The sequence below is a fragment of the Zobellia sp. 1_MG-2023 genome (assembly GCF_030549125.1).
GTDB lineage: Bacteria > Bacteroidota > Bacteroidia > Flavobacteriales > Flavobacteriaceae > Zobellia > Zobellia russellii.
Genome location: NZ_JAUOSY010000005.1, coordinates 97,401 through 109,811, shown reverse-complemented (window position 1 = coordinate 109,811; position 12,411 = coordinate 97,401). Strand labels below are relative to the sequence as shown.

Below are 12,411 nucleotides of genomic sequence, written 5' to 3'. Positions count from 1 at the left end.
ATTGATGTTTTTTTGAATTCTACAGTTTAGATATTGTTATAAAGAAAATACAATATTACTTTATTGCTTATTTTTGAAGTAACAATATCGTTTTACATAACAGCCTACGGTATTAAGCAACATTCTAATATTACATACTACACTCCACCATGTCTATAAGCGTTAGTAATATCACCAAAAACTTTGGAAGTCAAAAAGCATTGAATAATGTTAGTTTTGAGTTGAAAAAAGGAGAGATAGTCGGTTTTTTAGGTCCTAACGGTGCCGGAAAATCAACCATGATGAAGATATTGACTACCTATTACACTTCCGATGAAGGTGAGGCAAAAGTTAATTCATACGATGTTAAAGACGATAAAAAAAGTGTTCAGCAAAGTATTGGTTACCTGCCGGAACACAACCCTTTATATTTGGACATGTACGTTAAAGAATACCTTGCCTTTAATGCCGATGTGTACAAAACGGGCAAGTCTAGAATAGCCCAAGTCATAGAACAAACCGGACTTACACCAGAAGCCCACAAAAAAATAAGCCAACTTTCCAAAGGATACCGCCAACGTGTGGGACTGGCCGCTGCCCTGTTGCACGACCCCGAAGTACTTATTTTGGACGAGCCCACTACGGGACTTGACCCAAACCAATTACTGGAGATACGGAAACTCATTAAAGAAATTGGAAAAGAAAAAACCATATTGCTCTCTACCCATATCATGAAGGAGGTTGAGGCCGTCTGTGACCGAGTGCTCGTAATTAACAAAGGGGTTCTTGTAGCCGATAAAAAACTGAGCGAACTACGTGATGCAGAGGAACAAATTATTGAAGTAGAGTTTGATTATAGGGTTGAAGAGGCTTTCCTGAACAAATTACCCAATGTAACACACGTAAAGAATACGGGCGGTTTTGTTTATGAAATTACTTTTAATACCTCAAAAGACATGCGCCCGGCCGTTTTTGACTTTGCTCATGACAATGAGCTTAAAACATTGCAATTAAGCCGTAAAAACAAAAACCTGGAGAGTTTGTTTACTGAGCTTACTTCTTCCTGAAAACAAAAATCCGGAAATCAATAATTGACTTCCGGATTTTTTTTTGTGAGACTTTTTTAAAATTTCAGAGCTAGCCCAACTCCGTTTTCATTAACAGCAGGCACCATCCTGAACGAAGTTCCATTACCTACACTTTCATTATAGTTCAAAATTGCTTCCTTTTTGTTTTTCATGGCATGATGAAAGAAAATTGACCCTATTATTCCCGTTCCCGCAAAGGCTATTGCAGGCCCCGTAACAGGTTTATGGTCATTCTCATTGACCAAAAACCAAATAGCAGTTCCAAAGTTAGCTGCTCCGGCAATCATACCCCCTACCATTTGTTTTTTCGATTTTCCCCAGTTTAACTGAGCAACTTGACTTTCCGACATAATCTTATCAATCTCTTTCCAAGTCAGCTTGTTTTTATCTTGATAAAATTCTGGGCCCCACATGCCCGAAAAAGAAGTAATTTCCTGAGCGGTCATCGTCAGAGTTAAAAGACCTAACCCAAAGGTTAAAACCATTAATTTTAAATTTTTCATAGCTTTTTTTTATAAAGCTAGGTCATTAAAGTCTAGATAACAACAATCTAACGCTCAGAAAACGGGATGTATTAATTTTTTATGCGTTTGAATTAAAATCGAAAAAAATACTATGAAACTACATTATTGGAAGTAATCAACTTATCTATAATTGCATCCAACTCAGGTTGGATTTTAGGGTCCGTGCAATTGGTTAAGATGGAAAACACCATTTGCTCTTCCGGATACACAAAGAAGTTGGAATAACCGCCTACGCCATTGCCAACATGCCCATAGAAAGGTCTTCCTTTAGCATCTTCGCTTACTTGCCAACCCAGACCGTAATAGGTTGAACCATTGTTGACCGTTTGCGCTGTAAGAAATTCGGCTTCAAGATTAGGAGTCAATACTTCTTCATCCAGATAGGCTTGACCAAATCTGGCAATATCCTCAGCAGTAGACAGAAAACCACCGCCGGCCAGTTTATAAAAGTTGTCTACCGGAATGGCCTCCCTAAATCCCAATCTGTTTTTGGAATAGAATTTTACCACATTGTTTGATCTTGACTGAGTTCGTGAGGATATTTCTTTGTCCTCTTCCAAATCTGACTGAGCCACAGGAATTGATTCCTCGGGTTCTTCAAACCCAAACTGTATTTGACCTGACTCCTCTATAAGCTCCGGAGCAGATTCATTTTTACCTGGTTGGGCTGTACCCAATTCAGCGTTGGATTGGTCTTTATTTAGCTGAGTCAAATCTAAATCAGGCCAAAACGTATGGTTCATCTCTAAGGGCTGCAACACTTTCTGTGCTACATATTCCTCAAAAGGTATCCCACTGGCTTCCTGCATTGCCAAAGAAATCAACACCCAATCAAAACTGTTATAGAGGTAATCCGTTCCCGGTTCAAAAAGGAGTTCATCATCTTTAAAGATCTCAATACTTTCCTTAATGGAATAAGGTTGATTCAATCCATATTCAATACCGCGATATCCTCTAATACCGGCCGTATGACCAGCCAATTGCCTAATGGTAAAGTCATATTTTTTCTTTGGATAATAGGGCACATAAGTGTAAAAAGAAGCGTCTAAATCAATAGTTCCTTCTGCAACCAAATGAGCCAAAGCAGTTGCAGCAATAGGCTTGGAGACACTTGCTATCCGAAATACCGAAGACTGCGGGTTTACCGGAATTTCCTTTTCCATATCGGCAAAACCATATCCTTTTTGAAAAAAACGCTCCCCATCTTTTAAGACGGTAATTGCCAGCCCAGGAACTTTATTGTTCTTGACCAAATTTTGGAGTAGCATATCGGCCGTAACCAGATTATTCAAAGATGGTGCATCTCCTAGAATACGCTTTTTGGCGAATACATTTTTAATATATTTTAGAATGGGATTCATATCAGATGTTGGTCAGTGCAAAGTTACAGATTGCATCTGTGCCCGTACCAATTTCACCAACAGAACTTTTAACTCAAATGCAGAATTACTGAAAAACCAATCGGCCTTTATACAACTCTTCCACATCAACCTCTGCGGGTTGATTAGCACTAAAGACATTGCCCACCCCACGGATTACTCCTTTGATGGACAATTGTGGGTTTACGAACATATCATTGGAGCCCCTGTGATTTATAGTTACGTTTTGCGCAACTAAGCCCGAAGCTTCAATACGGGAATCTCCGGCGGCAATGGTTAAATTCAAATTATTAGTAGCACCTTTCAATTTAAAGTAAGCAATACCGTTCACCACCACACTTAAGGTCTGCACATCCAATTCCAGGTCAAAATCTCCATCTGTGGTTTGAGCTTCCGGATCCGCAAAGCTTTCGGACAAAAGCGTTAATCGTGGGAAGGCCAGTACACCATCACTAGAGACGGTCCAGCCCGTACTGCTTCGTATTTCGGTAATATTGGGTGCGGTTACATAAATTTTGGTAACCCCGTAATCCCTAAAATAATTACAATCATTGGTATCTCGCAAAAGTAAACGCCCTTCTACGACTTCTGCGGTAACCTCATTTCTTAGCACACTACCGGTTTCAATTTCTACTTTATGGGTATTACCCTGCTTTAAAACCAAGGTTACATTTTCATATACCGTGATTTTAGTAAAATCGGACACCGTTACTTCTTCGCGAACGATATCACCTGTACTCTGAAAACAATCCGATGCATTTTCTCCATTGCACGACACCAATACTACCAGACAAAAAAGAATTCCAAAAAAATAAGACATCGGCAAAACCCCACTATTGTCTAAACATGTGATTTTGGTTCCCTTATTTTTTAATTCTTTTACCATACTCCGTGTTTCTTTATAAACGAACGCCAATACCAAACTCTACTGCCTCCGCCGCCGCACCGTGAGATTTAAGGCTTACAACCCCAAAAACCTTCTCGCCAAAATAGCGCTTTAAACTAAACCTATTATAGACCTTTCCTTCAAAATCAAAAGGATAATACACGTAGTACCCTAACTGGGTTCCTATAGATAGTTTATTGATAAAGAGTTCATGCCCCACAAAAACACCTACCCGTTTAAAATCAGTATCTGCAGCAATATTATTTTCAGGAAATGCTATGGATTGGTACCGTATCAGTTCTTTTAAAAAGTTGCTAAAAAACACATCTGTCCCTAATTGTAGAGCACTTTTACGACCTAAACGCTTATCTGCATAACCGGAAAAAATATAAAACGGAAATTGGCCGTGACCAATATTATCACTCTCGTTCACTCCCGTTCTAAATATTAAATTACACCGGATAGGCTCCGTAACTTTTTTCTTTTCACGCCGAATATATTGGGTTTCCTCACCTTCTAGCGTATACGTCAACCCCACATTAAAGGCAAAGGTATTAGTAGAGGTATTAGGAGCCTTAACGTTGGCATTGGAATAATGCATGATAGAAAACCCCGCCTTAAAACCTAAACCTTTGTACAAGTTTTCCTTGTGATAATTAAGCATAAGATAGTTAGAACTCAGTATTCTGGTTCCATAGGCATTGTTCCTAAAATTGGTTTCCCGGTCATAAGGGTTGGTCATATAGGCCAAACCTTGAGCCACACGAAATTGAAGGTTACGTTTTAAGAAGTAAAAATTAAAATGGGCATATAGGCCATAGGCCTCTCCTAGTGTAGAACTGTTCGTATTTTGGTAGATAAAGGAACCTCCCAAATCCGGATAATTGTAGCCCTGCTGCCAATCTTCCAGGCCGTAAGTTTTTCGGTTATAGGCCAAAATAACTCCTGCAGGATGGTTCGTAATCAAATGCGAAATATCCGGATTGTGCAAAATAATGGAACCATAAAATTGGTTCGCATCAAATGTGTAGCTGTGTACGCTGCGGGTCTCCTGCGAAAAACAAGTCCCTACACACATTAGAAAAAATAAAAACACCCTTGGGTTCATGGAGCGCAAAACTAATACTATTCGTTATTTTAAACCCAAGGTTGGACTTATTTTCTTACAAAAATCAGTTCTCTAAAAAAGCTGCTCGGCAATGGCCTTAATATTATCGGACTTACCCATTGAGTAATAATGCAATACGGGAACCCCCGCCGCCTTTAACTCCTTAGATTGCTGAATGGCCCATTCCACACCTACCTTACGCACCTCTTTGTTGGACTTACAATCATCTACCGCATCAATCAAATCCTGTGGTAAATCTATCCTAAATACCTGCGGTAACAATTGCAAATGTCTCTTTACGGCAATAGGCTTAATACCCGGAATAATAGGAATGTTTATACCCATTTTCTTAGCCTCATCAACAAACTCAAAATATTTCTGATTGTCAAAAAACATCTGGGTCACTACATAATCCGCTCCGGCATCAACTTTTTCCTTCAGTCTTTTTAAATCGGATTTTAAAGAAGGAGCTTCCAAGTGTTTTTCAGGATACCCCGCAACACCAATGCAGAAATCGGCACAGTTATCCGTATCCACCGTATCATGCAAATAGTTCCCACAATTTAATTCGTGCACTTGCTTTACCAAATCTACGGCATACGTATGCCCTCCCTTGGTTGGCTGAAAATACTTCTCATCCTTCATGGCATCGCCACGCAGCGCCATTATATTATCAATGCCCAAATAATGGCAATCTACCAATAGGTACTCCGTCTCTTCACGGGTAAAACCTCCACAAAGCACATGCGGCACCGTATCTACATCATACTTATGTTTAATGGATGCACAAATACCCACCGTACCTGGGCGCATACGCGTCAACTTTTTATCCAACAGCCCGTCACGATCAATATAAACGTACTCCTCACGAGAAGTGGTCACATCAATAAACGGAGGTTTAAACTCCATTAAAGGGTCTATATTATCATAAAGTTCTTGAATCTGATGCCCTTTTACCGGTGGTATAATTTCAAAGGAAAATAGAGTTTTACCCTTCGCATTTGTAATGTGGTCCGTTATTTTCATGTATGCTGCCCCTAAAAAGGGAATTTTAATGTTTATTCTATATTTTGGCGTTCGGGCGGGCTATTCGCTAAATTTTTTAAGACCTATCGGCCTTAAAAAGATACCGCTGCTATCCCTAACGCATTGGTTTTACTTTTAAAAAACAACTCCGTAAGCATTTGCTTCACCTCCGTATAGCTTTCCAGATATTCCCAATAAATCCATCTGCCATCCAAGTAATCCGTAAGGATATACTTTTCACTAACGGATTTGATGCGGTCTACGGCAACAAGCTTTTTAGAAAAGCCATCTACCACAACCCTTTCCTCAATCTCCTTGTTATTTTGGTCGTACCCATGGCTGATCATAAAACTGCCCAAACTTACCTCAACATATTTTTTCATATCAGTCATCCGAAATATTAGGTGCCAGCCACTTTGTTGCTTTCTCCAACGGAATTCCCTTTCGCTCCGCAAAGTCTTCCACTTGGTCCTCTTTTATTTTACCCAATCCAAAATACCGGGCTTCCTCGTTAGCAAAATAATACCCGGAAACCGATGATGCCGGCCACATGGCCAAACTATCCGTAAGCTTAACACCAATACGTTCTTCCACCTTTAACATATCCCAAAGGGTAAGTTTTTCCAAATGATCGGGACAGGCAGGGTAACCCGGTGCCGGCCTTATTCCTTTGTATTTCTCGTCTATCAACTCGTCATTCCCCAAGTGTTCGTTAGCCGCATAGCCCCAATGATTTGTTCGTATCTCCAAATGCAGGTACTCTGCAAAAGCTTCCGCAAGACGGTCGCTCAGGGCCTTTACCAAAATGGAATTATAATCATCTAAGTTCTCGCGGTACTTATCCGCCAGTTCATCGGTTCCAAAACCTGTGGTAACACAAAAGCACCCTACATAATCCTGCTTACCCGTTTCCTTTGGCGCAATAAAATCTGCCAAAGCATAATCCGGGACACCTTCACGACGTCTTAGCTGTTGTCTCAGGGTCCTAAAAATATATTTTTCGGTGTTTGCACCATCCTCTACATCAACCTCAATATCATCATGGTTCCCTAGCGTATTGGCCGGAAAAAGTCCAAAAACACCTTTCCCTGTCAACTTTTTATTCTTCAGGATATCCTTCAACATTTTCTGGGCATCCGCAAAAAGTTCCGTAGCCTGTACACCTACCACCTCATCCGTTAAAATATCCGGATATTTGCCGTGTAGCTCCCAGCTTCTAAAGAATGGAGTCCAATCTATAAAAGGCACCAATTTCTCCAAGTCTACATCTTCAATCACCTGAATACCCAATTGATTTGGTTTAACAATAGTAGTAGCATCCCAATCAATCTTAAATCGGTTTTCCCGGGCGGCCCCTATTGTTTTATACTCTTTCTTCTTGGTACGGCTCAAGAATTTTTCCCTAAAGACGTCATAATCCTCTTTAATGGACTTCTTATAACTAGCCGATGTTTCCTTTTGCAACAGGTCGCCTACTACGGTAACCGCTCGCGAAGCATCGTTTACATGCACTACGGCCTCACTATATTGTGGGTCTATTTTTACGGCAGTATGGGCTTTACTGGTTGTTGCTCCTCCTATGAGCAAGGGCACTTTAAAATTCTTGCGCTCCATCTCCTTTGCCAAATGAACCATCTCGTCCAGAGACGGTGTAATAAGTCCGCTTAGACCAATAACATCTACGTTGTGCGCAATGGCCTCCGCTATAATTTTTTCTGGCGGAACCATAACCCCTAAATCTACAATTTCATAATTGTTACAGGCCAGTACAACGCTTACGATATTTTTACCAATATCATGAACATCTCCTTTTACGGTAGCCATCAAAATTTTACCGTTACCCTTATCGTCACCAACTTGAGGGTTCTTTAATTTTTCCTCTTCAATATAGGGTAACAAATAGGCTACGGCCTTCTTCATTACACGGGCAGATTTCACCACCTGTGGCAAGAACATTTTACCGCTTCCAAAAAGGTCGCCCACCACGTTCATTCCGATCATAAGATTCCCCTCAATTACCTCTATAGGCTTATCGGCGGCAAGACGTGCCTCTTCTACATCCTCAACTATATACTGATCAACACCTTTTACCAAGGCTCTTGTAATTCTATTCTGCAAAGGTTCTTCACGCCAAGACAGGTCTACCGTGCTCTCTTTGGCCTTACCTACTACAGATTCGGCAAAATCCAGAAGACGCTCTGTGGCATCGTCCCTACGGTTAAGTATAACATCCTCTACGTGCTCCAGTAAGTCCTTGGGAATATCATCGTAAATTTCCAACATTGTAGGGTTTACGATTCCCATATTCATACCCGCTTTTATGGCGTGGTACAAGAATACCGAGTGCATGGCCTCACGCACGGGATTATTGCCCCGAAACGAAAAAGAAACATTACTTACCCCACCACTAACATTGGCGTACGGCAAGTTTTCACGAACCCATTTAGTAGCCCTAATAAAATCTATGGCATTAAGTTTATGCTCATCCATACCTGTGGCTACAGGAAATATATTTAAGTCAAAAATGATATCCTCTGGAGGAAAACCTACTTGGTCTACCAGAATATCATAGGACCGTTTGGAAATCTCAATACGCCTCTCATAATTATCCGCCTGGCCTACTTCATCAAAAGCCATAACAATTACGGCAGCCCCGTACCGTTTTACCAATTTGGCATGATTAATAAATTCTTCTTCGCCTTCTTTTAAGCTGATAGAATTCACCACACATTTACCCTGCACTACCTGAAGACCTGCCTCAATAATTTCCCATTTAGAACTATCGATCATAATGGGTACTCTAGCAATATCCGGTTCAGCAATAACAAGGTTCAAGTACTTTACCATAGCTTCCTTACCATCGATCAGACCATCATCCATATTAATATCGATGATTTGGGCCCCACCTTCTACTTGATTCCGGGCCACATCCAAAGCCTCTTCAAACTTTCGCTCTTTAATTAAGCGCAAAAATCGTTTGGACCCCGCCACATTGGTACGCTCGCCCACATTTACGAAATTACTCTCGGGGGTGATGACCAGTGGCTCCAAACCTGATAGTTTAAGGAATCTGGCGGGCTTTTGGTTATTGGTTGTTGGCATATTTGAGTCGTTACTCATAGTACTTGATGAACTTCTTTAATTTTTTCTTTGTCGTAGCCCATTTACACTGCCGCTACCGCACGTGGGTCATACTTCCTTACCAACTCTGCAATAGCCGCAATATGTTCCGGGGTAGTACCACAGCATCCACCAACGATGTTTACCAGCCCTTTCTCTACATATTCCTTGATTTGTGCTGCCATCTGTTCCGGTGTTTCATCATATTCTCCAAAGGCATTGGGCAAACCTGCATTGGGATGCGCCGAAACGGCATGCTCCGTTTTATTGGACAATACTTCTAAGTGCGGCACCAATTGATCGGCTCCTAAAGCACAATTAAAACCAACCGACAAGATAGGAATGTGTGAAACGGAAATTAAAAAAGCCTCTGCGGTCTGGCCCGAAAGCGTTCTGCCCGAAGCATCCGTAATTGTACCACTTACCATTATGGGCACTTCTATATTTCGCTCTTCCTTTACTTCTTCTATAGCGAACAAGGCCGCTTTTGCGTTCAACGTATCAAAAATGGTCTCTACCATTAGCATATCTACACCCCCATCCAACAACGCCTCTACTTGCTGTTTGTAGGCTATACGTAGTTCATCAAACGAAACCGCTCTGTAACCCGGGTCGTTAACATCGGGGGACATACTGGCAGTTTTGTTCGTTGGCCCCAAACTGCCAACTACAAACCTAGGCTTATTGGGTTCTTTGGCGGTAAACTCATCCGCCACTTGTTTGGCAATACGTGCAGATTCAAAATTAAGATCGTACACCAATTCTTCCATGTCATAATCAGCCATGGCAATTGTTGTACTGGAAAACGTGTTGGTTTCTACAATGTCCGCACCGGCAGCAAAGTATTTTCTATGCACCTCCGCTATAGCTTCGGGCTGTGTTAGTGACAATAAATCATTATTGCCTTGAACAGGGGTTTTCCAATCCTTAAAACGCTCACCTCTAAAATCCTCTTCGGTAAATTTATAGCGTTGAAGCATAGTACCCATGGCACCGTCCAACACTAAAATGCGTTCTTTTAATATCTCTTGAATGTTTTTCATTTCTTTTCCTCCTCTAATTGAGTGTTCAAACGCAACCAAATTCAATTTATATTATATTGAAAATGTTACTCTAAAATCTTCCTACCAACAATTATCAAGCAAAAGAATAAGGACAATTGTAATTGCCTCTCTTTGTTATCTGTCCCAAAACATACCAGGATAGAATGTAGCACCTTCTTTATAAGAAAAGGGTTGCCAAGGTTTCACAGGGTCTATTCCCTCCACCTTTCTTGATAACAGTCCTATATTTTTAATGAACGATTTGCAAAGTAACACCACATCTCCTTCAAAACCAAAGAAACATGCCTGTTTTTGGCACTTTACATTAGATAAAAACCTTCCGTAAATTGAGATAACAGAAGGTTTTTATGAATTATATGCACACTACTAGCTAATTAAGAAATACTTTGAACGACCTCTTTTTTGGCCTCTTTCTTACTACCGTCAAAACCTTCTACCCCACCTACAGTGGTATACTTCATAACATATCTCTTACCAGGGTTGATCAATTGGTAAGCATATTGACACATTACGGCGGCCTCATGGAAACCGGATAGAATCAGTTTTAGTTTTCCTTCGTAGGTATTTACATCTCCAATGGCAAAAACACCAGGTATATTGGTTTGGTAATCTTTGGCGTTGTTCACCTTAATGGCATTACGCTCAATTTCCAAGCCCCAATCACCTATTGGACCTAATTTTGGAGAAAGACCGAACAATGGAATAAAGTTATCTACCTCAACATAGGTTTCTCCCTTTTCGGCATCGTTATGCTTAATAACAACCGCTTCCAAATGGTCATCTCCGTACAATTTTTTCACTTCGGCTTCCGTGAATAATTTTATTTTTCCTGCTTTTGCCAATTCTGCCGCTTTCTCAACAGAATCCAAAGCTCCTCTAAATTCATTTCTACGGTGTACCAAAGAAACTTCAGAAGCTACATCGGCCAAGAAAATAGCCCAATCCAAAGCAGAATCACCACCTCCGGCAATAACAACTTTTTTACCCCTATATACTTCAGGGTCTTTAATGATATAGGCTACGCCTTTGTCCTCAAAATCGGCTATGTTCTCAATAGGCGGCTTTCTAGGCTCAAAAGAACCTAAACCACCTGCAATAACAACTACCGGGGCATGGTGCTTTGTACCTTTATTAGTGGTTACGATAAAAGAACCGTCTTCTTGCTTATCCAATGTTTCCGCTCTCTCACCTAAGGTATAACCCGCTTCAAAAGGTTTGATTTGCTCCATAAGATTGGTTACCAAATCTCCTGCAAGAATTTCTGGGAAGGCCGGAATATCATAAATTGGTTTCTTTGGATAAATTTCCGAACATTGGCCACCTGTCTGAGGTAAAGCGTCTATTAAGTGACATTTTAGCTTTAACAAGCCTGCTTCAAATACTGTAAAAAGACCTGTTGGGCCTGCGCCAATGATGAGAATATCTGTTTTTATCATAACTATTAACTTAACTGTAATTCTTGATTCTGGGCAATTGATAAAATGGTTGCCCTATGTTTTACTACTTCACCTATTATAATTATTGCCGGATTGGTCAACTGTTGCCGCTCCACTTTAGCTTCAATGGATGCGATGGTACCAATTGCAATTTTTTCATCTTTTCGGGTTCCGTTCTGCACAATAGCAATTGGGGTTTCCGCTTTGCCCTCGGCTTTGAACAATTCCGCTATTTGAGGCAGTTTGCTCATCCCCATAAGAATAACCACCGTAGCGTTACTTTTAGCGGCCAAAGCAACATCACCCGAAAGTTTGTGTTCTTTGGTCGTTCCTGTAATTACCCAAAAACTTTCTGCGGCACCTCTTTTAGTAACCGGAATGTTCTGTGATGCAGGAACCGATAAACATGAGGATATACCCGGCACCATAGCAACGTCTAACCCATGGCTTGCGGCATATTCCATTTCTTCGGCGCCACGGCCAAATACAAATGGATCTCCACCTTTTAGACGCACTACATGAGCATTGGTTTTAGCCCTACTAACAATAAGCTCGTTTATTTGCTCTTGTTGGTATGCATAACACCCTTTTCTTTTGCCTACGAAAATGTGTTCGGCTTTGGGTGCATACTCCAATAACTCAACGGACACCAACGCATCGTACAACACCACATTGGCACTTGCCAATGCCTTGATGGCTTTGAGCGTAATAAGCTCAACATCACCAGGGCCTGCGCCAATTACCGTAAAGCGACCGCCTACATTGGATGAAGTGTTATTATTTTCGTTGGAATATTTCATG

The 12,411-nt window shown here is 40.9% G+C and carries 11 protein-coding genes and 1 riboswitch; of the genes, 1 reads left to right on the top strand and 10 read right to left on the bottom strand.

Annotated features, from left to right (window positions below; all coding sequences use genetic code 11):
* The first annotated feature begins 149 nt into the window (after positions 1–149).
* Complete coding sequence (gene gldA / locus Q4597_RS12155; RefSeq protein WP_215911825.1) at positions 150–1,046, top strand: gliding motility-associated ABC transporter ATP-binding subunit GldA; 897 nt, start codon at positions 150–152, stop codon at positions 1,044–1,046.
* Positions 1,047–1,102: 56 nt separating this feature from the next.
* Here gldA and Q4597_RS12150 read toward each other — a convergent pair whose 3' ends face one another.
* From Q4597_RS12150 to cobA, 10 genes are all read right to left on the bottom strand, one after another.
* Positions 1,103–1,570, bottom strand: a complete 468-nt coding sequence (locus Q4597_RS12150; RefSeq protein WP_215911826.1) for a hypothetical protein — start codon at positions 1,568–1,570, stop codon at positions 1,103–1,105.
* A gap of 110 nt (positions 1,571–1,680) precedes the next feature.
* The gene (locus Q4597_RS12145) at positions 1,681–2,952 is read right to left on the bottom strand and encodes a serine hydrolase (protein ID WP_303406414.1); all 1,272 of its coding nucleotides are present in this window, start codon (positions 2,950–2,952) and stop codon (positions 1,681–1,683) included.
* A gap of 85 nt (positions 2,953–3,037) precedes the next feature.
* On the bottom strand, positions 3,038–3,856 hold the full coding sequence (locus Q4597_RS12140) for a head GIN domain-containing protein (RefSeq protein WP_303406413.1): 819 nt from the start codon (positions 3,854–3,856) through the stop codon (positions 3,038–3,040).
* 13 nt (positions 3,857–3,869) lie between these two features.
* The gene (locus Q4597_RS12135; protein ID WP_303406412.1) at positions 3,870–4,934 is read right to left on the bottom strand and encodes an acyloxyacyl hydrolase; all 1,065 of its coding nucleotides are present in this window, start codon (positions 4,932–4,934) and stop codon (positions 3,870–3,872) included.
* Positions 4,935–5,036: 102 nt separating this feature from the next.
* Positions 5,037–5,990, bottom strand: a complete 954-nt coding sequence (gene metF, locus Q4597_RS12130) for a methylenetetrahydrofolate reductase [NAD(P)H] (protein WP_215441186.1) — start codon at positions 5,988–5,990, stop codon at positions 5,037–5,039.
* Positions 5,991–6,082: 92 nt separating this feature from the next.
* Positions 6,083–6,382 carry a hypothetical protein gene (locus Q4597_RS12125; protein WP_303406411.1) on the bottom strand — a complete coding sequence of 100 codons (300 nt, stop codon included), beginning with the start codon at positions 6,380–6,382 and terminating at the stop codon, positions 6,083–6,085.
* On the bottom strand, positions 6,375–9,110 hold the full coding sequence (gene metH, locus Q4597_RS12120) for a methionine synthase (protein ID WP_303406410.1): 2,736 nt from the start codon (positions 9,108–9,110) through the stop codon (positions 6,375–6,377). Before metH ends, Q4597_RS12125 begins: the two co-directional genes overlap by 8 nt.
* Before the next feature lie 44 nt (positions 9,111–9,154).
* Positions 9,155–10,153, bottom strand: coding sequence for a homocysteine S-methyltransferase family protein (locus Q4597_RS12115; RefSeq protein ID WP_215441182.1), 999 nt, complete (start codon positions 10,151–10,153; stop codon positions 9,155–9,157).
* A gap of 132 nt (positions 10,154–10,285) precedes the next feature.
* A riboswitch (SAM riboswitch) is annotated at positions 10,286–10,393 on the bottom strand.
* Between the two features lie 155 nt (positions 10,394–10,548).
* Complete coding sequence (locus Q4597_RS12110; RefSeq protein WP_215911831.1) at positions 10,549–11,610, bottom strand: NAD(P)/FAD-dependent oxidoreductase; 1,062 nt, start codon at positions 11,608–11,610, stop codon at positions 10,549–10,551.
* Between the two features lie 5 nt (positions 11,611–11,615).
* Positions 11,616–12,410 carry a uroporphyrinogen-III C-methyltransferase gene (gene cobA / locus Q4597_RS12105; protein WP_303406409.1) on the bottom strand — a complete coding sequence of 265 codons (795 nt, stop codon included), beginning with the start codon at positions 12,408–12,410 and terminating at the stop codon, positions 11,616–11,618.
* Between the last annotated feature and the right edge of the window lies 1 nt (position 12,411).